We start from the raw sequence: 21,963 nt of genomic DNA, 5'->3' as shown, positions 1-21,963 counted from the left end.
ATTCGGGGAACGATGCCGACCATCATCATGGGCAAGCTGGCCAGCAAGATCGACGGATCGATCCGCAGCAAGGCGATGTCATTCCTGCAAAAACTCGGGACCGACGACACTATGTCCGGCCTGCACATCGAACCCATCGAGAACGCTGCCGATCCACGGGTTCGCACCGGCCGGGTGGACCTCTTCTGGCGAGCAGTCATGTTCCGCCTCGACAGCGACGGTGAGCGCCACTACGTCATCCACGGCATCTGGCCGCATGACGACGCAATTGCCGAGGCGCGCCGGGTACGGCTGAGCGTCAACCCGATCAACGGCCTGCCACAGATCACCGAGATCGAACCACCGGCAGAACCAGTCACGGTCGGCAGCAAGCCACCGGCCAGCCAGTCGTTGCTCGTAAGTCTGGGACATGATCGCAACGCGTTGGTCGAGACTCTCGGACTGCCGGAGCAGATAGCCGGCCAGGCACTCGCTGCCGTCGACGAGGACGCCGTGTTGGATCTTGCTCAGCAGCACGACGGCTGGATAGGCACGATCTTGGTCGATCTCGCAGCTGGTGACACCGTCGATTCAGTCGTTGCGCGGATGGACCTTGAAAAGGCCGCTCTCTCGGGCGATGCCGACGCGGACGTTCTGCACTCCCTGAAACGACCAGGAGCGGCCTTCCAGTACGCCCTGATCGGTGATCAGGACGAGCTGCGTCGCGTCATTGAAGGGGGCGATTTCGGAGCCTGGCGAATTTTTCTGCACCCCGAGCAGCGTCGCTACGTCGAACGCAGCTACAACGGTCCATTCAGGCTGTCCGGAGGAGCAGGTACCGGTAAGACGGTCGTGCTCGTGCACCGTGCGCGCGCACTGGCTCGCCGTGACCCCAACGCACGAATCGTACTGACCACGTTTACCACCAACCTTGCCGAGACACTCAGCGCCAGCCTGACAGAACTTGATCCGCGAGTGTCACAGACGAAGAAACTCGGCCAGTCGGGTGTGTACGTCACAGGTGTGGACGCGCTTGTCTCTGCGGTGCTGCGCGGTGCTGGCAGCAGCCTGGCTGCCAGCGTGCGTGAGGTGCTTGGTGAAGACCGTTCCGCGCCGCTAGCGCGAACAACCAGCACCCGATGGCGGGAGATCGTCGAGTCGACCGGTACGTCACTTCCTCCAGAGTTGACCAACGAGTCGTTCCTGTCCAGCGAGTACGGCCACGTCGTGCTGCCCAATAAGATCCACGACGAGGCGGGATACCTCCGGGTGCGCCGGCCTGGCCGGGGCGTGGCACTCGATCGAGTCAAACGCTCAGCCGTGTGGGAGCTAATCGCAGCATATCGAGCGCAGAGTCGTATCGATGGCAGCCTCGACTTCGCCGAGGCTGCCGCCGTCGCCGCTGCACATCTGGCCAAGCAGGCCGACAAGCCCGCCGACCACGTGCTTATCGACGAAGGCCAAGACCTCTCGCCAAGCCACTGGCAGTTGCTGCGTGCTGTCACCAGGGAGCATCCGGACGATCTGTTCATAGCCGAGGACACACACCAACGCATCTACGGAACGCGTGTGGTGCTGAGCCGGTACGGCGTGGCGATTGTCGGTCGTTCGCAGCGACTCACCTTGAACTACCGAACCACCGCGCAGAACCTGCACTACGCGATGAACATCATTGAAGGCGGGCAGTACCTCGATCTGGAAGACCAGGCGGAGACCACCGGCTACCGTTCGGCACGCACCGGACCCGAGCCGACGATAATTCCTGTCGAATCCCTCAATGCTGAATTGCAGGTCATTGGCGACCAAGTCCAGGCCTGGGTTGAGGCTGGAACCGATTCCGACACCGTAGCGGTCCTCGTCCAGGATCGCTTCCATCGTGACCGGGTGGTGACGGCGCTGACCGAACGTGGCGTCGGTGCTCGCGCTGTCGATCGTGACCGGCCACCAGAGGGACGCGTGGCAGTCATGACCATGCACCGTGCCAAGGGAACCGAATTCTCCAAGGTCGTGATCGCGGCCGACCGTCCGTCCCCGATGGAACTGGCACGCTTGGAAGCGCTGGCTCCGTCGGAACGAGCTGACGCCGATCTCCGTCGTCGATCGCTGCGCTACGTGGCTGCCACTCGTGCCCGTGATGAACTGGTCGTCGTTAACTTGCAACGGGAGGTGGTGTGATCTCGCTCTAGGAATGCCGAGCGTCTGACTGTTGACGAACTGGTTCTAGGAATCAAACTATTTCTAACGATGGTGGTCAGGTTCGTGCGTAGGCAGAGCACCGGTTTCGGATGACCAACAGGCAGACCGGCGAAACAATGGCCAAGGCCCTGCGTTGGTGTTCGCCTTCCTGTCAATTGAGCTCGCTGACGGTTCCTTCGAATCGTGCGTGCATCCATACGAGTCGCTCGAGGAACTGGATGCGTTGAAAGCCCGGCTGGGCAAAACATGCAGCGTGATCCGGCTACGCATCCGAATCGTATGCGCTGGGCTCGGAGACTGTCGGTGATTCGACACGTTCGATACACGCAGGCCGACTCTCGCCTTAGCGGCGTATCTGCTGCAAGCAGAGCTGAGGCGGACGCTGACTCAAGGTGGAATTTCGCGCTGCGCAAGTTCAACCCACTCACCGTCGTGCCGCGGCTCCTTAACCGCGATCTGACGCAGAAGGCGCTGTAGGGCCGACATGCCCATCGAGGGCTTGCACAAGGCATCCCTCCGGAAGGAGGTGTTTGCTCATGCTGTCTCGGAGCCTCTCCTTGATCTTGGTTCGCGGAAGGCAATGCTTGGAGACGAAGTCGTGTGTCTGAATCGCGGATCCAGACAATGCCGTCGGCGCTATCGCCGCAGGCCCGGGGAAACGGGCCCGCAACAGCCAGGCCGAATCTGACCGCGGCGAGGCTGCTCGCATCTACAGCGAATTCGGCCGCCGAACCAGCGCGACGCGGGTACGCGGCTCAGTGAGGCTGAGCCGCGTACCGCTACGGGGGCGTCTGTTACGCCCCGCCGAGATTCCGTACCACGTCCAGGGATTCTGTCGTCCAGCGGGTTTGGGCGGCGAAGGCGGGGGAATCGTGGCGGAGGAGGTTGTCCAGTTGGATCTGGCGGGCGATGAACTCTCCGTTGGCCCTTGCGTTTCCGATCAGCAGCGGGCGGACGACGCGGCCCTCGGGCAGGCCTGCGTAGAACAGGCCGGGGAGGATGCCGACTCCCTTTTTGTGCATGGGCACGCCGTTCTCGTCTAGGGCTTCGCTGGGCAGGACTCGGTAGTCCGGCACGAAGCCGGTTGCCCAGACGATGGTGGTGATGCCTTCGGCGATGAGGTCCAGGGTTGGCTCGTAGCCGCCGAGGAGCGAGTCGTCGACCAGGCTGGCGGGGGTGGGGGCGGGGACGGTCAGGCCGCGCTTTTCGATGGCGGCGTCGATGGCTTCCAGGAGGTTCTTTTCCGCGCGGGCGGCGGCGTGGGCGATTTCGCGGACGTTCTGTTCCAGTTCCAGGACCTTGCCCTGCGCGCTCCGGATCGAGCCGACCAGGGTGACGCCTTTTTGGGCCAGGATGGACAGGTTCAGGTCGCGGCCGCCGTCCCGGCCGCTGAGGACTGATGCGCCGGTTAGGGACGGCGAGACGCCGCGGCCTAGGTCGGGGGACTCGAATTGGCCTTCGATGGACAGGAACTGCAGCCAGTCGAGCACGCACGCGCCGCGGTAGTACCTGGGGGCGGTCTTGTGTCGGCCGACCGAGATGAAGACGTCTCGGCCTGCTTCGCGGAGGTCGTCGCAGACTTGCTGGCCGCTGCTTCCCGCGCCTACCACGAGGATGGCACCGTCCGGAAGGGACTGTGGGTTGCGGTAGTAGCGGCTGTGCAGCTGGGTGATTGACGGGTCGATGTCGGCGGCCAGTGCGGGGACGCGCGGCGAGGTGTATCCGCCTAGGGCGGCGACGACGTTGCGGCAATCAATAGCTTCGCCGTCGGTTAGGTGGACGCGGAATCGGGTGCCGGACGGGGTGTCGGACAGGGGTTCGACGGCTTGTACGGCGGTGCCTTCGCGGACGTTGAGGCCCATTTCCGCTACGTAGCGCTTCAGCCGGTCGGCTACCTCGCGGGCTGGCATGAAGCCTTCGGGGTCGTCGCCGTCGTAGGGCTGTCCGGGAAAGGCGACCATGCGGTTGGGGGTGTTGACATAAAGGGTGTCCCACCGGTCATGTGCCCAGGCCTGGCCGACCTCGCCTCGTTCCAGGATCACGGATTCGTAGCCGAGCCGGGCGAGGGCGCCGGCGACCCCGCAGCCCTGCTGGCCACCGCCGATGATTACGGTTTCGACGAACATACGCCATTCCATTCTGTGAAAGTGCGATTCGGTGTTGTGCCGGTCAGGCGCGCGGATTGGCGGAGGCCAGCTGGTCGGCGGCGTCCAGGGCGGAGTACATCGCCGCGCACGCGTGGTAGGCGACCGCTCCGACGGTGTTTCCGACGTAGTAGGTGTCGGTTTCAGCGTCGTAGACGGCTGGTTTTTCGACGCCGAGCGGAAGAATGTCTTCGATCGACACTCGGCGCAGGTTGTGTTCCTTCTTGAACTGTGCGGGGGACACGCTTCGCCGGAACAGGAGTCGGGAGCCGAAGCCGGGGATTAATGTGCTTAGGCGGTTGATGATGTAGTTTTCGACGGTGGCCAAGGTGTCTGAGTCGAATTCTTCTACCCCGCGCGGGTAGTAGAAGTAGACGTTGAACGAGCGGTACTCCTCGGTGGTGGCGCACGGGAAGCTGTGGAAGCCGAACTGGTCCGGGAGTTGGCCGTCGTCGAGTTGGCCTAGCCAGTGTTGCACCCCGGGCGGCAGGTATCCGACGGTGTGGACCCCTTCCGGGAACGGGACGTCGGGTCGGGTGGCGAGGTGCAGGACGCCGATTTCCAGGCTGGAGCGGACCGAGTGGCTTCCCGTCCGGGCTTCGCTGGACACGAGGTGCTTGGCGCGATAGGTGCCCCGCGAAGTCGTCACCAGTTTGCCGTCGTCGGTTTGGCGGACGTCGAGTACGTCGGTGTCGAACTCGATGCGTCCGCCGAGTTCGGCGAAGCGTGCGGTCATGGAGTCGGTGATCGCTTGCGGGCCGCCCGTCGGTGCGCACAGTTCGTGGTAGCCGTAATCGGGGTTTTTGCTGTAGATCTGGCGGAACAGGTCGAACCGGTGGGTGGCGGGGGAATGGCCGGCGACGTACGAGGGCAAAGACAGGAAGTCCCGGAAGGTCTTGTTGCGTACGGTGGCGTCGAGAAACTGGCCCACGTAGTCGAACTTTTTCCCGATTTCGGGGTTGCGCAGCGCCCGGCCGACTCGCGTCGTGTCCGGCAGGTGCCGGATCAGGTCGAACACGGTGCGCGACGTGGCGGGGAGGACGTATTTCTCCCGTCCGCAGTAGAATACCGTCTGGTTTTTCTCGAACTCCAGGTCCACGCCCAATTGGTGCAGGTATCGCTTGATCGCGGAGCCGAAGTCGTTGGAGCCGATCGTGAACTGGTATCCGTCGATGGTCGTGCTTCCGCACAGGCCGCCGGCGACCGGGCGACGCTCCAGTACCAGGACCGAGTATCCCCGCTGCTGCAAGGAAATGGCGGCGGTGAGGCCGGAGAGACCGGCACCGACGACGATGACGTCCTTGATCTCTTCCTCGGACATGTCAGTTCTGCCCTTCCCAGCGGTTCAGGTGCTCGTCGAGCAATTCGGCGGTCCGGGCGATGTACGGTTCGTCCATCACCGAGAAGTGGTTTCCGGGGACGACGTGCACGGTCATCTCGCCCTCGCAGTACTTTTCCCACCAGACGTCGGCGTTGCTGTCCAGGAATTCGTCTCGTTCTTCCGCCTGGAAGTAGACGATGTCCGCGGCGCACGGCTGTGGGTAATAGCGGGACAGCGCGAGGTTGGTCGTCACGACGACACCCCTGATCAGCGGGTCCTCGGTGATTCCCTTGCGCAGCGCCGCGGTGGCCTCCGGCGCGATGCCGAACAGGGTCTGTACCAGCTTCTCCACGTCCTTGGCGTCCTTGAGCGAGTGGGACTGTTCGGACGTCACGGTGTCGACCATCACCAGACGCGGCCGCTCGAACCCGCGCTCGATCAACTGGTTCGCCATTTCGAACGCGACGACGCCGCCGGACGAATGGCCGCCGATGATGTGCGGGCCCTCGGGCTGTACGGCCAGCATTTCGGCCACGTACATCGCGGCCATTTCGGGAATGTCCTCGTAGGGTTTCTCGTCCGCCTCCAAGCCGACCGCTCGGAACGCGTGCACCGGACGGTCGGGGCCGAGGCGTCCGGCGAGCGCCTGGTAGGTGAAGACGGTGCCGCCGACCGGCTGCACCAGGAACACCGGTGCCTTGCCCGGTTTGCCGCGCTGGAGTTCGATCAGCACGTCCGGGCGTTCGACGGCCTGTCGTTCGCGGCCGAAGGCGAGCTTGTGCACGTGGTTGACGAGTTCGCCGAAGGTCGGGTGTTCCAGGAGCAGGTGCGCGCCGACCGGGCTGCCGAGTTCCTGGCGGACGCGGGTGCTGAATTCGACGGCCAGCAGCGAATATCCGCCGCTCTGGAAGAAGTTGTCCGAGTCGCCGGGAGCCGGGACGCCCAGCAGTTCGCTCCACAGTTGCGCGAGGCCGCGCGTGAGGCTGGCTTCGTCGGTGATGGCCGGACGCGGAGCTGCGGCGACCGGTGCTGCGATCTTCACCGGGCCGCTCGCCGATCGCTCGAATGCGTAACCCGGCAGCCGGACCCGGGAGTGCCGCTCGTCCGCGTCGAACGCTTCCCAGTCGATTTCGACGCCGGCGCACCACAATTGCGCGACAGCCGCCAGCAACGTGTCCCGCTCGGCACCGTACGAGGTCGTGGCGCACAGCGTCGGAACCACGGCCTGGGTCTTGCTAACGAGCGGATGCAGCTGCGTGAGAGTGGTGAGTGCCTTGCCGGGGCCGATTTCGACCAGCAGGGTGTTGTCGTCCGTCGTGTCCAGCAGCGTGGTGAGGCCCTTGTCGAACTGCACGGTCTGCCGCAGATGCCGTGCCCAGTAAGCGGGATCGGTGACGCCGGCTTCCGGCAGCCAGTCGCCCGTCACGTTCGAGATCACCGGCACCTTGGGCGCGTGCACGGTCTTGGTGGCCGCCCGGCTGGCGAGCTGGTCCATGACCGGTTCCACCAGCGGCGAGTGGAATCCGCCTCGCAGCGGCAGCTGATGCGTCCGGATCCCTTCGGCGTCCAATGTGGACTTGAGTTCCGCGATCGCATCGAGGGAACCCGACACGACGTGGGCGCGCGGGCCGTTGACCGCGGCTACCGTCAGGCGGTCGTCCATCCGGGCGCTCAGCGCGGGCAGGTCGAGCGACACCGAAAGCATCGCCGATTCCGGCAGCCCGTCGCCGAGTTTGCCGCGCAGCGCAACGAGTTCGGCCGCGTCCTCGACGGACAGCATCCCGGACACGCAGGCCGCGGTGTACTCGCCGAGGCTGTGTCCGACCACCGCGTCCGGCTGGATGCCCCACGAATCGAGCAGCACGGTCAACGCGTATTCGGTGGCGAAGATCGCCGCCATGTTGTTCGACGGGTGGAGCAGTTCCTTCTCGGCGGTTTCCTCGTCCGCGGGTTCGGGGAACAGCAGTTCCCGGATGTCGATGCCGAGGGTTTGCGCGAACAGGTCCGCACACCGGTCGATCGCGCCGCGGTAAACGGGGTGGAGGTCGTAGAGATCGCGTCCCATTCCGGCGTGCTGGGCACCGCCGCCGGGGAACATGAACACCACGCGGGGCGGGCGCTGCGGGCTCGCCACTCCGCTGATCTCAACCGAGCGCAGTGCGGAGGCGGCGTCTTCCGTGCTGTGGCAGATCACGGCCCGTCGATGCGGCAGTGCGGTACGTCCGTGCCGGAGGGTGAAGGCGACGTCGGACAGCGCGTGTTCGGTCGAGCCGAGGTGACTGGCCAGCCGCCGGGTCACGGTGTCGAGTGCGGTCGGCGTCCGGGCGGAGATCGGCACCAGCTGCGGTCCGGTCGCGGGGTCGTGCGGCTGCGGTGCGGGCGGGGCTTCCACGACGATGTGGGCGTTGGTCCCGCCGACGCCGAACGAGCTGACCGCCGCCCGGCGCGGGGCCGAACCGGAGTCCGGCCACGGGATGGTGTCGGCATTGACGTAGAACGGACTGTCCGGGACGGCTAGTTCGGCGTTCGGCTTCCGGAAGTGCAGGGTGGCCGGGATGACGCCGTGCTTGACCGCCAGCGCCGCCTTGATAAGACCGGTTACGCCGGCCGCGGCGTCGAGGTGGCCGAAGTTGCTCTTCGCCGATCCGAGCGCACAGAACGCCGCCCGCCCGGTGTCCTCCCGGAAGGCCTTGGTCAACGCGCTGACCTCGACGGAGTCGCCGAGAACAGTGCCGGTGCCGTGGGTTTCGATGTAGGAAATGCTGTCGGCGGACACGTTCGCCGCCCGCCAGGCCGCTCGCAGGACCTTCTGCTGCCCTTCGACGCTCGGTGCGGAGAAACCGACCTTGAGCGCACCGTCGTTGTTGACCGCGGAGCCCCGGATGACTGCGTGCACGGTGTCCTGGTCGGCCAGCGCCTTGGACAGCCGCTTGAGCACGACGACGCCGACTCCGCTGCCCGGCAGCGTGCCCTGTGCGTCCGCGTCGAACGGGCGGCAGCGGCCGTCCGGCGAAAGGATTCCGCCTTCCTCGTAGCGGTAACCGGTGTCCTGGGTGAGCCCGACGCCGCCGGCGATCGCGAGGTCGCAGTCGCCGTCGATCAGGCTCCGGCAGGCGAGGTGCACGGCGACGAGCGAGGTCGAGCAGGCCGTCTGCACGTCGACCGCCGGTCCGGTCAGGCCGAGCCGGTACGCGATCTGGGTGGCCAGGTTCTGCCACGGGTTCCCGTTCATCAGCCGGAGTTCGGCCGGGCTCCCGGGCTCGGGCCGCAGGGCGGCGAACCGCTCCGCCCAGTCGCGGGGGAACGACGAGCCGCCGAAAACCCCGGTGGTGGGAAGGCCGCGTGTCTTCGGGCCGTATCCGGCGTCTTCCAGCGCTGCCCACGCGGTTTCGAGGAACCTGCGCAGCTGCGGGTCCATCAGGTCCGCGTCGGCCGGGTTGATGCCGAACAACGCGGGGTCGAAGCCGTCGCGGTCGGAGATGAGCCCGGCGGAGGCGACCCAGTCCGGTTCCATCGGACCGGCGATGCCGTGCGTGGTGCCTTCTCGTCCGTCCCGCAGCAACGCCCACAGCTCGTCGACGCTGCGTGCGCCCGGGAACTGGCCTGACATGCCGACGATGGCGATGGAACGGTCGCCGTCGTCGTTCTCTGGAACGGGATCGGCGGTGGGCCGGGCTTCGGTGCGGGCCGGTGCGGCGGTGTTTCCGAGCAACTCCGTGAGGTGGTTCGTGTATGTGCGCAGCGTCGGGTAGGTGAACAGCGCCATCATGCCGAGTTCGGGGGCGTCGACCAGCTCACTGACCTGGCGATGGATTTCCGGTACGTGCAGCGACGAACCGCCCAGTTCGAAAAGCGTGTCGTCCAGTCCGATGTCGGTGACCTGGATCGTCTTCTCCCAGATCGCGCGGACGCGGTCCACCAAGGCGGGCACCCCGGCGGTGCGCTGGGTCTCCTCCGGCACGGGCAATGCGCTCCGATCGACTTTGTTGTTCGGGGTCAAGGGAAACTGGGACAGCCGGACGTAGGCGGACGGCATCATGTACGGCGGCAGCCGGTCGGCGAGGTGCCGGCGTAGCTCGCTGACCGCCGGTGGCTCGTCGCCGCGGTAGGTCAGGTAGGCGGCCAGCCGCTTTTCGCCGGGGCGGTCCTCGCGCAGCAGCACCACGGCGTCGTCGACGGCCGGGTGGGCGACCAGCGTCGTCTCGATTTCGGTGAGTTCGATCCGGTGGCCGCGGAGTTTGACCTGGTGGTCGATGCGACCGACGAACTCGAGGTTGCCGTCGCGGTTCTTGCGGCACAGGTCGCCGGTGCGGTACATGCGCGCGCCGGGGGTGAACGGGTCGTCCAGGTAGCGCTCGGCGGTGAGTTCGGGACGGCCGAGATAGCCCGCGCCGACGCCAGCTCCGGAGATGTGCAACTCTCCGGTTTCGCCGTCCGGCACCGGCTGTCCCGACGGGTCGAGCAAGTAGATGCGGGTGTTCCGGATCGGCCGTCCGAACGGCGGGATCCCGCCGCCCTCGGGCTCCGGAGGCAGGAACATGGTCGCGGCGCACACCGTGCATTCGGTGGGCCCGTACACCTGCAGGACCTGGAATGGGATGTGCTCGGGCAGCCAGGTGGTGACCTGTTCGCCGCCGGTGACGAGGCAGCGCAAGGCGGTGTCGGCGGGCCATTGCTCGGCGAGGCAGGCCTGCGCGACCTTCGTGGTCAGGAAGCCCGCGGTGATTTTGTTCTCCACGAACCACTTCACGGTTTCGGCGGGCGACACGATCGTCTCCCGGCGGGCCACGTGGACCGACGCGCCCAGCGCCAGCGGGACGAAGACGTCCAGGATCGCCGCGTCGAACCCGAGGTTGGTCGCGTGGGCCACCCGGCTGTCGCGGTCGACGATTCCTTCTTCCGCGCACCATTGAACGAAATTGCTGATATTTCCGTGGGTGAGCAGTGCGGCTTTGGGGGTTCCGGTCGATCCGGAGGTGTAGAGGGCGTACGCGATATCGTCGTCGGACATCTCGACCGGGACGATCGGGGTCGGGTTCGAGGAGAGATCGGTGTCGAGGAATACGGCCTGTGGGGAATCGATTCCTATCTGCTCGGAAAGGCTGGTGGTCGTCACGGTGGTGACCACGCCGCTGTCTTCCCGCATCAGTTTCAGCCGTGCGACGGGCTGTTCGAGCGCGAGGGGTACGCACACCGCGCCGATGCGCAGGATCGCCAGCAGCGAGGCGACGGCGTCGATGCCCCGGGGCAGGCACACGCCGACCAGATCGCCCCGGCGCACCTTTCTGGCCAGCAGTTCGGCAGCGATCGTGTCGCTCCGCCGCAGCAGCCCGGCGTAATTCACCGAGTCCGGTCCGTCGACCACCGCGACTCGATCCCCGTCGATCGACGCCTGCCGTTCAACGAGAACGTGAACCGCTTCACTCATGACTGCCATTCCCCTTCGACGAATTCAACAACTGGCGAGTGCCGGTGAGCGAAATCCATTCCCCGATCGGGCGGTCCGGATCGGCGAGGCCCGATTCGAGCAGCCCGCACAACCGGTCGAGGAGGCGTTGCACCGTTTCTTTTTCGAACAGGTCCGCGCGATATTCCAATTCCAGGTCGATCCCGGGCAGCGGGCCGCCGCGGTTCGCGATGAGGTGCAGCGTCAGGTCCCATTTCGCGCCGATGGGGTCGCCGTGCCGGTATTCCACCTCGATCCCGGCGGCCGAGAAGGTGCGCCGCTGCACCTCCTGCGACACGATCGCGACCTGGAACATCGGTGCGACGCCGGGCGGCCGGGTGGTCATCAGCTGGTCGACCAGGTGCGGGAACGGGACCATCTGGTGGTCGTGGGCGGCCAGCACCGTGTCGCGGACCTCGCCGAACAGCTCCCGGCAGGTCCGCGGATCGGCGAGATCGGTCCGCAGTGGCACCAGGTTGAGGAAGTACCCGACGGTCCGATGGAAGCCGGCCGGGCGGTTGGCCAGCGGCGCGCCGACCACGATGTCCGTGCTCGCGGTCCAGCCCGCGAGCGCGGCCTGGTAGGCGGCGAGCACGAGCATGAACGGGGTGAGCCGTTCCGACCTGCCGAACTTCCGCATCATCCGCACGGTCGTCGGCGCCAGCGTCGCGTGGACGACGGCCGCCGGGCCGGTGGCGGTGGCTGGTCGCGGGTGATCCAGCGGCAGCTCCAGCACTTCGGGCGCGCCAGCCAGCTGCTTGCGCCAATAGGAGACGCCGGGTTCGAAGCCGCCGGACTGGATCTGCTCGTTCTGCCAGGCGGCGAAATCGGCGAAGCTGGGGCTGGGCGGCCATACCTGCGAAGACGCGGCGGCGTAGCTTTCGGTGAACTCCTCGAAGAGTACGTCCAGCGACCAGCCGTCGACCGCGACGTGGTGGAGGACCAGCACGAGGACGTGCGACTCCTGGCCCGACCGCAGCAGCGCGGCGCGCAGCAAGGGCCCGTTCGTGAGGTCGAAGGGAGTGCGGGCCAGCGCGTCGACCAGTTTCCGTTGTGCTGACGACAGAACGCCGTCGTCCTGGCCACCGCGCTCGTCGTGCAGTTCGAGCGGAACCGGGGCCGGTTCGAGCACGATCTGCCGCAGCCTTCCCTCGACCAGCCGCAGGCAGGTGCGCAATGCCTCGTGCCGTCGGACGAGATCGGTGAGGCAGTTCTGGACTAGTGCGGGATCGAGCTGTCCCCGGATGGTGAGCAGCACCGTCTCGTTGTAGACGCCGTCCTGTGGAGCCAGATTCTCCTGCAGCCAGAGACCGAACTGGCCCGACGTCGCCGCGACCGGACCGCTGGACTTCCGCACGGCGGTCGGCCCCGGTGCTTGAGCGGTATCGGCTGATCCCGTTTCGATGAGGGCCGCCAGCTCTCCGACGGTCGCACCGGCCAAGACCCGGGAGAACGGGATTTCGGTCGCGTGCTGGGCGCGGATCCACTCGACGACTCGGCCCGCCATCAGCGAGTCACCGCCGAGCGCGTGGAACTCGTCCCCGACGCCGACCGGCGCCGCGCCTGTCAGTTCTTCCCACAGCTTGACCAGATCGCGTTCGACAGCCGTCCGCGGCGCGACGTAGTCCACCGGCATTTCGCGGACGTTGTCCGGCGCGGGCAAAGCGTCCCGGTCCATTTTGTTGTTGGTGGTCAACGGGAAATGGTCGAGACGGACGTAGGCGGCCGGGATCATGTAGGCGGGCAGCCGGTCGGCGAGGTGCTGGCGCAGTTCAGCGGCGGGAGGTTCGCCGCCGGTGAAATAGGCCACCAGCCGCCGGTCGCCGGGCCGGTCCTCGCGGACAATCACCGCGACGCCGCTGACGTCCGGATGGGTGCCGAGCGTCGCCTCGATTTCGGCGAGTTCGATCCGGTGGCCGCGAAGCTTGACCTGGTGGTCCATCCGGCCGAGGAATTCAAATTCGCCGTCGGCGTTCCGGCGGCACAAATCTCCCGTGCGGTACATGCGCTCGCCGGGAGCGAACGGATCCGGCAGGAAACGCTCGGCGGTCAATTCGGGGCGGCCGAGGTAACCGGCACCCACTCCGGTGCCGGAAATGTAGAGTTCCCCCGGCTCGCCGTCGGGAACTGGCTGGCCTGAGGGGTCCAGCAGATAGATGCGGGCGTTCCGGATGGGCTTTCCGAAAGACGGGACCCCACCGCCCTCGGGTTCCGGCGGCAGGAACATGGTCGCCGCGCACACCGTGCATTCCGTCGGCCCGTAGGCCTGCACGACCTTGAACGGGAGATCCGGCGGCAGCCACATGGTGACCTGTTCGCCGCCGGTGACCAGGCAGCGCATGGCGGTTTCGGCGGGCCATTGCTCCGCGATGCAAGCCTCGGCCACCTTTGTGGTCAAAAGCCCTGCGGTGATGCGGTTTTCGACGAACCATCGCACCGTCGCGGCAGGCGACACGATGACGTCGCGTTCGGCCACGCAGACCGCCGCTCCGGCGGCCAGCGGCACGAAGATGTCGAAAATCGCCGCGTCGAAACCGAGGTTGTTGACGTGCACGACCCGGCCGTCGCGATCGACGAAGCCTTCCTCCAGGCAGAACTGGACGAAATTGCACATATTGGCATGGGTGAGCAACGCGGCCTTGGGAGTTCCGGTCGATCCGGACGTATACAAGGCATACGCGATATCGTCGCTGGACACCTCGACGGTGGTTCGCGGTGCCGGGACCGGCGCGATAGCGGTGTCGAGACACACCGTTTGCGCGGGGTCGATGCCGATCTCGCCGGAAATCTCCGTCGTGGTCACGGTAAGGACCAGGCCGCTGTCCTCCCGGATGAAAGCCAGCCGCGCCGGCGGCTGTTCGAGCGCGAGCGGCACACAGACCGCACCCACCTCAAGAATCGCGAGCAACGCCGCGACAGCATCGATCCCGCGCGGCAGGCAGACGCCGACCAGATCGCCGTGCCGCACTTTTCGGGCCAGCAGTTCGGCGGCGATTTCGTGGCTTCGCCGAATCAGCCCGGAATAATTTATCGAATCCGATCCGTGGACCACTGCGATTCGGTCCCCGTCGATCGACGCCTGTCGCTGGACGAGAGCATGCAGTGTTTCCTTGCTGCGCATGACTGGGAGTCCCCTTCGCCGTAAGCATTGCCTACGCTAAGGGGACGGCCTTGCGCTTCGGTTGAGCCGGACATGTGGCTCGCACTCGGCTCGCCGGAGCGGCCGGACATCCGCTGGGTCAGGAGGAGCGGGACAGGACCTGGTCCTGGGCGCGGACCGGCTCGGCGGCCAGCGGGACGCCGCCGGTCAGCCGCTCGAGCATCGCGTCCAGTTCTTCGACGTGGCTTTTCGCGTGCCCGGCGTCGATCCGGGCCCGGGCGGCGTGCCGGGCGCCCATCAGGATGGCGCTGAACAGCAGCACGTCCGGGTCGTCGGCCTCGCGGCCGGTCGCGGACGCGATCATCCCGGTGTACTGCTCGATCCCGAACGCGTTGCGCTCGCGCAGGATCGCCGCGACGGCGGGCGTGCGGGCCAGTTCCATCCGGACTTCCTCGATGTCCCTTGCCTCGTCGTCCAGCGCGGCGAACGAATCCCGCAGCACGCCGCGCACGGCCTCGAGCAGCGGAACGCCCTCCGGCACCTCAGCCATCATGCGGAACATCACCGGGTCGACGTTGTCGAAGAGGAGCACGTCCTCCTTGGTGCCGAAGTACCGGAAGAAGGTGCTCCGGCTGACCTCGGCCGCCGCGGCGATGTCGTCGACCGTCGTCTCGGCGTACCCCTGGTCCCGGAACAGGCGCAGGGCATGACGCTGTAGCTCGGCGCGCGTGCGCTCCTTCTTCCGCTCCCGCAGGTTCACACGCTGATTGTGCCACGTGCGGTTTCGGCGGTGAGCTGGCTCCGGAAAACATTGACACGCCGTCTCATTTGAACTGTAGTATCACGTTTATGGACAACCGAGGGGAAGGCCCGGGTCCGGTGGACTCGGCCAGGGGGACCCGCGGAAACCCCCGCAGGGAAACGGAAAACGGACCGGAGAGACCGCGTGCCAGCCGGGCGCTGCTGCCGGGGTTGACGCTCGCGTGCATGGTGGTGGCGGTCGTCAGCAGCCTCGGCGCACCGCTGATCCCGACCATCGCCGCGGAAAATCACGTGACGCTCGCCGACGCCCAATGGTCGCTGACGGTGACGCTTCTGGTGGCTTCCGTAGTCACGCCGGTGATGGGCCGGCTGGGCGACGGGCCGTACCGGCGGCAGTTCTTCCTGTTCTCACTGGTCGCGATGCTGCTGGGCGGGGTGCTGGCGGCGCTGCCGGTCGGGTTCGGCCCGTTCCTGGTCGGGCGCGGTCTGCAGGGGATGGGGCTCGGGCTGACGCCGCTGGCCATCGCGGCCGCCCGCGAAGCCCTGCCGCCGGAACGGATGCGGGCCGGGATCGCGGTGCTCTCCACTACTACCGCGGTGGGGATCGGCCTCGGCTACCCGATCACCGGGCTGCTGGCGAAAGCGGGCGGCGTGCACCTCGCTTACTGGTTCGGGGCGGCGGTCGCCGCGCTCGCGCTGGTCGTCTCCTGGCGCGTCGTCCCCGAGTCGGCGCAGCGTCGCCAGGGAAAGCTCGACATCGCTGGTGCCGTGCTGCTCGGCATCGGTTTGGCCAGTCTGCTGCTGGCGCTCAGCGAAAGCGAGAAGCAGGGCTGGGGATCGGGTCCAGTGCTCGGGCTTCTCGTCGCGGGCGTGGTGGTGCTGGCTGTCTGGGTGTGGTGGGAGCTGCGGGTGGCTGAGCCGCTGGTTCCGTTGCGGCTGCTGGGACAGCGCGCCGTGCTGACCGCGAGCGTGGTCACCCTGCTGGCCGCGGTCGGGATGTACATGCTGATCACGCCGGTGATCACGGTGGTGCAGACGCCGCTCAGCACCGGGTACGGGCTGGGTGGCAGCGTGGTCGTCGCGGGCTTGGTGCTGGTCCCGTTCTCCGCGGCCAGCTACCTGATCGCGAAGGCGGTGCCGTGGCTGGTGCGGCGCACGTCGTACGAGGTGGTGCTGCCGCTGTCCACGGCGATGATGCTGGGGAGCGCGCTGGTGTTCAGCCTGGCGCGCGGCAGTATCTGGGAGATCGTGGTGGTGATGGCGATCGCGGGGGTCGGGACCGGGAGCATTTTCGCGGTACTGCCCGGATATCTCCTGCGCGGCGTGCCGTCGCACGAGACGAGCCGGGCGATGAGCTTCAACCAGATCCTGCGGACGGTCGGGTACTCGACCGGCGGGGCGTTGAGCGTGACCATCCTGCAGGCGCATACGGCGGCGGGTGAGAGTTTCGCCGCGGACAGTGGGTATTCGGTCATCGGTGCGGTGGCTTGCGTTGGGTGGGTGCTGACTGCTGTTGCGGCGATTCTGCTGCCGTTGCTGGGGCGGCGTCGGCCGGATGCCGCGCCGCCGGAACCCGCTTTGGAGACTGTCCCGGCTAGTGACGGCCGCGGACGCTGACTGCGCCTGCGCTGTATTGGGGCAGCGCAGGCGCAGCAGGCCTCAGCCCAGGCCGTCCAGGAACGGCCGGTGTGCGTTCTGGAATGCCCAGTTGTAGTAGCGATCCCAGTTGACCGACCAGGTCATCAGCCCCCGCAACGCCGGCGAGGGCCCGCCGCGCAAGGTGTAGGAGCCGCAGCCGGTTCCGTGGGCCAGGCAGGTCACCGCGGTGTGGACCTCGTCCGGGGAGACGTAACCGTTGCCCGCGCTGACGGCCGCGGGCACGCCGACGGCGATCTGGTCCTCGCGCAGGCCGGGGAAGGTCTGGCCGGTGTTGGCGACCTTGAAGCCGGAGCGGAGCATGTCGGTCATCGCGATGAGGAAGTCCGCGCCGCCCATGGTGTGGTACTGGTTGTCCAGTCCCATCACCGGACCGGAGTTGTAGTCCTGGACCTGCAGTACGGTCAGGTCGTCGCGCATCGCGTAGATCACCGGCAGGTACGCGCCGGTTCGGCTGTCGCCGCCGCCCGCGCCTCCGTAGAACTGGTAGCCCACCTGGACGAAGAACGTTTCGGGGGCCATCGTGAGCACGAACTTGGCTCCGTAGCGGGCTTTCAGCGTCTTCAGCGCGGAGATCAGGTTGACGATCACCGGCGTGGTCGGGTTGTGGAAGTCGGTGTCGCCGGAGTTCAGGGACAGGGACTGGCTTTCGAAGTCGACGTCAAGGCCGTCGAGGCCGTACTTGTCGATGATCGCCGCGACTGAGTTGACGAAGGCGTCGCGGGCGGCGGTGGTGGTGAGCCGGACCTCGCCGTTCTGGCCGCCGATGGAGATCAGGACCTTCTTGCCCTGCGCCTGCTTCGCGCGGATCGCCGCGATGAAGTCGGCGTCGCTTTCGACGTTGGGGCATTCGGTGGCGGAGCAGCGGTTGAAGCGGACGTCGCCGGAGGTCACCGACGTCGGTTCGGCGAAGGAGAGGTTGATGATATCCCAGGCGGCCGGGACGTCGGCGAGCTTCAGGTAACCCGAGCCGTTCGCGAAGCTCGCGTGGACGTAGCCGATCAGCGCGTGTTTCGGCAGGCCGGTGCTGGTGCAGCCGGTGGTGGACGCGGAAACCGCGGCGGTGTGTGCGGATTCGGCTGCGTCGTTGTAGGCGGTCACCGAATAGCTGTGCGAGGTGCAGGCGGCCAGACCGGAAAGCGTCGCGGACGTGCCGGTCACGGTGGCGCGCAGAGTGTTGTCCTCGTAGACGCGGTAGCCGGTCACGGTGCCCGCGGACGCACCCCAGTTCAGGGTGACCGATGTGCTGGTGACAGTGCCGACGGTCGGGGTTCCCGGGACGCCGGGGGCGCCTGGGGTGTCGCCGCCGGGGCCGTCGAGGACGAGGTCATCCGCGTAGTACGCGCCTCCGCCGTACCAGCCGTGCAGGTACAGCTCCGCGGAAGTCTGGTTCGCCGAGGTGGTGAAGGACAGCGAAAGCTGGCTGTACGCGGCGGCATTCGTCCAGGTGGAGGAGCCGCCGGTGACGCCGAGGTAGACCGGCGAGCCCTGTACCCAGGCCGATATCGAGTAAGTCGTATTCGGGCGCACTGAGACCGTTTGAGTGCATTTACCCAGGTCAGCCGCGCCTGGTGTGACGGCCAGCGCGTAGGTTCCCGAGTGCACTGGCGTCTTCACGGCCGCGCCCGAGGGGCACGTCCAGCCCGACGTCGAACCGGCCTCGAAACCGGGGTTGGCGAGCAGGTTCGCCGCCTGCGCGGGCCCGCCGACGACAAGTCCGGCGGCGGCGAGCAGGAGCACGACGAGGAAACGAGCACGCTTCATTGCGTTCCTCCGGTCCGATGCGACCCCCTGGCCGCTATTGTCTAGACCACTTAGCGGGTTGTCCAGACCTATCGGACCGACGAAAGTCGGGATCGGCTCAGAAGCCGAGGTCGAAGCCTTGGACGTACCAGGCTCCTTCGTGCTTCTGCACCTTGAAGGTGAGGCTGAACGAGCCCGTGTTCCCGGTGGCTCCGATGAGTTCGAGGCTGCGCAAGGTACGGCCGTCGAGCTTGACCGCGGTGTCCGGCACGGTGACCTGGTCTCCGGTCGCGCTGACCTCGTCGACGGTGACTTTCCCTTGTGGCGGCAGGGCAACGCCGGGCTTGGCCCAGGCCTCGTGCAGCGACGCCGCGCTCTTCTGTGCTTCGGGGCGTTTGCAGAGCGTCTTGGCGTCTTGGCCGGGCGGCAGCACCGGAGCGCTGGACAGGCAGGCTTTCTCGTAGTGCTTCTGCAGGATCTGGGTGACCCAGCGTTCGACCGCGGCCTGGTAGGTCGGAGCGCCGGGCTTCGGCTCGGACGTCTTGGGCGCGCTGCTCGTCGTGGGCGCGACGGGCGAGCCGGCGACTTCGGTCGAGCCGCATGCGGCGAGGCTCAGCAGGATCGCTGGTACGGCGAGCCAGGTCGTGGTTTTCCTTGCGGTCACGGCAGCCATGCTGTCAAGACGATCAGGACACCGCGAAGTTCTGTGCCCCTATGGGCGAAATCCCTGCACCGGAACGCACTGGCCGGAGCGCCAAAATCACCGAGTACCGACTCGCGTCGGTAATTCCCCACGATCTTCGGCGTTACTGTGCCGATCATTACTAATCCGACCGCAGTCACGGCCTCATGGCTTCGTAGCAACGGTTACGTGCCGAGTAGGGGTCGGCCTACTTTTGGTCGGATTAGTAAAGTGCCAGGAGAGGGGCCTGCGGCCGGAGGAGTCATGGAGCTGGAACTGCGCCACCTGCGCGCACTCGTGGCCATCGCCGACGCGCACAGTCTCGTCCGGGCGGCCAAGGTGCTGCACGTTTCCCAGCCGGCGTTGTCCGGGTTGCTGCGGCGGGTCGAACGGTCGGTCGGCGGGAGCCTGTTCGCGCGGTCGCCGACGGGATGCGTGCCGACGGCGCTCGGGGAGGACGTCGTCGCGGACGCGCGAGCGGTGCTGGCCGGGATGTCGGCGCTGACCGAACGGGCTGGGGCGCGGCGGGAACCGGCCGAGGCGGTGCGGCTCGGCGGGTACAGCGGGTTTCTGCATCTCGCGCTGGCCCGGTGGCTGCGCGATCAGCCGTGGTGCCCGGCCGTCCGGGTGCACGAGGAGCAGGACGAGGCCCGCACGGTGGCCGCGCTCGCGGACGGGGAACTCGATCTCGCGCTGGTTTATCTCGCGCCGCTTCCGGATCGGATCGTCCCGGACGGCGTCGAGAGCATCGTGGTGCAGGCGCGGGAGCCGGTTTTCGTGATTCTGGCCGAAGATCATCCGCTGGCCTCGAACACGGAGATCCGGCTGGAGGAGATCTCCGAGTTTCCGTGGGCGGACGATCCGCCGTGGACTACGCGGTGGTCGGCGTACCTGCGGGAGGTCTGCCGACAGCGCGGGGTGGTGCTCGATCAGCCGCACCGGCCGCAGTGCCTGGCTACCTTGCTGGACCTGGTGCGCGAGGGGATGGCGGTCGCGCCGGCGTTGGCGACTCGCGAGGACCGGCAGGGCGGGATCGTGGTGCGGGCGATCGAGGACGCGCCGCTGTGGCAGGAGCTGCGGCTGTGCTACCGGCCGGGCACGGCGGTCGCGGAACGGGTCAGCGAGATTTACCGGCGGGTGGCCGAGGATTACGCCAGCCGGCAGGGGTGCAGTGCCGCGTTCGACCGCTGGTGGCACGCACTCCTGCCGGCCGGGGCCGGGCTCAGACGGTGACCCGCCAGTTGCTGTTCGGCGTTGGCACCTCGAAGCGCAGCGACGAGCAGCTGTAGTCGCTGGGGCGTGGGTTGGAGGTGGGCTGCAGCGGCGAGTTCGACTGCGTCGCGGGCGTCCACTGGCCGCCGATGCGCAGCTGCAGCTTGCTGGATTCGAAGACCTGGCCCTTGGCGTCCGAGCAGTAGTAAGCCTGGCCGGTCGACGGGTCGACGGTCGAGTACAGCTCGAAAATGTCCCAGCCCTCGTTGAGGGTGCTCTGGTCATTCCCGCTCTGCGAGAACAGGTCGTCCCACTTGCCGGTCTTAACGTTGTACAGCGAGGCCGTCCAGCTGTTGCTGCCCGCGTCGGTTTGGACTTCCTGGACGGTGAACGCCGGATGTCCGTCCACTGTGGACGTGTAATTGCTGAGGAACGAACTGTCCAGCTGAACGACCTTCGCCGGACCGATTGTCCCGCACCAGTCCCATGCCCAGACCTGAGCGCCTTGGCCGAGTCCGTACGCGGTCACGACTTCGATGCAGGAATGGCCGGTGGGCTTGACCGTCGGGGCGTAGACGACGTCCGCGCTGTTCGACAGCTGGAGGCCAGGGACGACGCTGTGCGTCACGAGAATTCCGTCCGCGCCGCTCGACAGTTGCGGTTCGGGGCCCCAGAAGGTGTGCCGTTGCTGCGCGGGGGTACGCGGTTTGACGGCGTGGCCCGCTTTTTCGCGGCGCAGCTGGAGGAACTTGTCCGCGGAGGCCCCGGCGGCGGCTTTCGCGGCGGCCCCGGTCAGCCCGGGCACCACCCCGCTGTCCGGTGCCGCGGAAACCGGCGGGCTGCCGGCGACGACAGCCGCGGCCGTCAGGGCGGAAGTGAGCAGGGCGAAGAGTTTCCGCATCGATGCATCTCCTCGTCGTAGGCGAAGGAAACGCGCGGAGGGAAAGGGGGTCCGTCCGCGGGACACGGAGTTAAGCCGGGATTGTTCTTGCCGGGCACCGTCTTTCGGCGGGGTATTCGGGTTCGCGCAGGTCGGCGGGGGTATAGGTTTCCGGCCGGGCTAACGGGTTATGCCGCCGAGCGGAGTAATCAGCGCCGGGTGGCCCGGATGCGAATGCGTTCGCCCTGTTTGCCGAAAAGGCTGAGGATCTCGACCGGACCCTCGCCGGTGCTGCCGAACCAATGCGGGATCCGGGTGTCGAATTCGGCGGCTTCGCCCGGCTTGAGGACGACGTCGTGCTCGCCGAGGACGAGCCTGCCCTTGCCGCTGAGCACGTACAGCCACTCGTGGCCGGGATGGGTGCGCGGAGCGGGCTCGCAGCGGTCGGCGGCGAAGATCATCTTGAGCGACTGCAGCTGGCCGGGCTGGCGGGTGAGCGGTACGACGGTCCGGTCGCTGCGAGTGATCGGCTTCAGCGGCTCCGGCCCGACGGGCGGCGCGCCGACCAGTTCGTCGAGGGGGATGCGATGCGCCCGGGAGATCGGGAGCAGCAGTTCGAGACTGGCTTTGCGCTGGCCGGATTCGAGGCGCGAGAGGGTGCTGATCGAGATCCCGGTAGCGTTCGACAGCTCGTCCAGCGTGCAGTTCCGCTGCCGCCGGAGATGCCGCAACCGCGGCCCGACCGCGGCGATGATGTCCTCCACGCCTGCCAGCATGACATCCCCTAGCCGCGGGGCTGAACGCGATTAGCCCGACGGCTATCCACGATCGACCGCGGACGG

The 21,963-nt window shown here is 67.1% G+C and carries 12 protein-coding genes; 3 read left to right on the top strand and 9 right to left on the bottom strand.

Annotation, left to right across the window (positions count from 1 at the left end; translation table 11 throughout):
- The first annotated feature begins 12 nt into the window (after positions 1–12).
- Complete coding sequence (locus tag RPX00_RS07375; RefSeq protein ID WP_406638714.1) at positions 13–2,154, top strand: UvrD-helicase domain-containing protein; 2,142 nt, start codon at positions 13–15, stop codon at positions 2,152–2,154.
- An 815-nt stretch (positions 2,155–2,969) separates the two neighbouring features.
- Here RPX00_RS07375 and RPX00_RS07370 read toward each other — a convergent pair.
- The 5 genes from RPX00_RS07370 to RPX00_RS07350 all read right to left on the bottom strand — a co-directional run bounded on the left by RPX00_RS07370 (position 2,970) and on the right by RPX00_RS07350 (position 14,946).
- A complete protein-coding gene (locus RPX00_RS07370; RefSeq protein WP_406638712.1) occupies positions 2,970–4,301 on the bottom strand; it encodes a flavin-containing monooxygenase in 1,332 nt (443 codons plus the stop codon).
- A 43-nt stretch (positions 4,302–4,344) separates the two neighbouring features.
- The gene (locus tag RPX00_RS07365) at positions 4,345–5,640 is read right to left on the bottom strand and encodes a phytoene desaturase family protein (RefSeq protein ID WP_406638710.1); all 1,296 of its coding nucleotides are present in this window, start codon (positions 5,638–5,640) and stop codon (positions 4,345–4,347) included.
- A 1-nt stretch (position 5,641) separates the two neighbouring features.
- Positions 5,642–11,068 carry an amino acid adenylation domain-containing protein gene (locus tag RPX00_RS07360; RefSeq protein WP_406638708.1) on the bottom strand — a complete coding sequence of 1,809 codons (5,427 nt, stop codon included), beginning with the start codon at positions 11,066–11,068 and terminating at the stop codon, positions 5,642–5,644.
- Positions 11,061–14,207 (bottom strand): amino acid adenylation domain-containing protein, encoded by a 3,147-nt coding sequence (locus RPX00_RS07355; RefSeq protein ID WP_406638706.1) that lies wholly within the window; start codon positions 14,205–14,207, stop codon positions 11,061–11,063. Before RPX00_RS07355 ends, RPX00_RS07360 begins: the two co-directional genes overlap by 8 nt.
- A 118-nt stretch (positions 14,208–14,325) precedes the next feature.
- Complete coding sequence (locus tag RPX00_RS07350) at positions 14,326–14,946, bottom strand: TetR family transcriptional regulator (protein ID WP_378300071.1); 621 nt, start codon at positions 14,944–14,946, stop codon at positions 14,326–14,328.
- Positions 14,947–15,173: 227 nt separating this feature from the next.
- Between RPX00_RS07350 and RPX00_RS07345 the strand changes: the two genes are divergently transcribed.
- Positions 15,174–16,565, top strand: a complete 1,392-nt coding sequence (locus RPX00_RS07345; protein WP_406638704.1) for an MFS transporter — start codon at positions 15,174–15,176, stop codon at positions 16,563–16,565.
- A gap of 42 nt (positions 16,566–16,607) precedes the next feature.
- Here the strand turns inward: RPX00_RS07345 and RPX00_RS07340 are convergent, their stop codons facing one another.
- Together RPX00_RS07340 and RPX00_RS07335 are read right to left on the bottom strand one after the other, a co-directional pair.
- A complete protein-coding gene (locus RPX00_RS07340; protein ID WP_406638702.1) occupies positions 16,608–18,368 on the bottom strand; it encodes a chitinase in 1,761 nt (586 codons plus the stop codon).
- A gap of 97 nt (positions 18,369–18,465) precedes the next feature.
- Complete coding sequence (locus RPX00_RS07335) at positions 18,466–19,011, bottom strand: hypothetical protein (RefSeq protein ID WP_406638700.1); 546 nt, start codon at positions 19,009–19,011, stop codon at positions 18,466–18,468.
- 282 nt (positions 19,012–19,293) lie between these two features.
- On the opposite strand from RPX00_RS07335, the gene RPX00_RS07330 reads away from it, so the two are divergent.
- Positions 19,294–20,262 carry a LysR family transcriptional regulator gene (locus tag RPX00_RS07330; protein WP_406638698.1) on the top strand — a complete coding sequence of 323 codons (969 nt, stop codon included), beginning with the start codon at positions 19,294–19,296 and terminating at the stop codon, positions 20,260–20,262.
- Here the strand turns inward: RPX00_RS07330 and RPX00_RS07325 are convergent.
- Both RPX00_RS07325 and RPX00_RS07320 read right to left on the bottom strand, forming a co-directional pair.
- Positions 20,252–21,142, bottom strand: a complete 891-nt coding sequence (locus RPX00_RS07325) for a carbohydrate-binding protein (RefSeq protein ID WP_406638696.1) — start codon at positions 21,140–21,142, stop codon at positions 20,252–20,254. The two genes, RPX00_RS07330 and RPX00_RS07325, sit on opposite strands and share 11 nt — an antisense overlap.
- 188 nt (positions 21,143–21,330) lie before the next feature.
- Positions 21,331–21,885, bottom strand: coding sequence for a helix-turn-helix domain-containing protein (locus RPX00_RS07320; protein ID WP_406642814.1), 555 nt, complete (start codon positions 21,883–21,885; stop codon positions 21,331–21,333).
- Positions 21,886–21,963 lie beyond the last annotated feature (78 nt).

This window comes from Amycolatopsis sp. WGS_07, assembly GCF_045278895.1.
Lineage (GTDB): Bacteria > Actinomycetota > Actinomycetes > Mycobacteriales > Pseudonocardiaceae > Amycolatopsis.
This window is presented reverse-complemented; position numbering and strand designations above follow the sequence as displayed.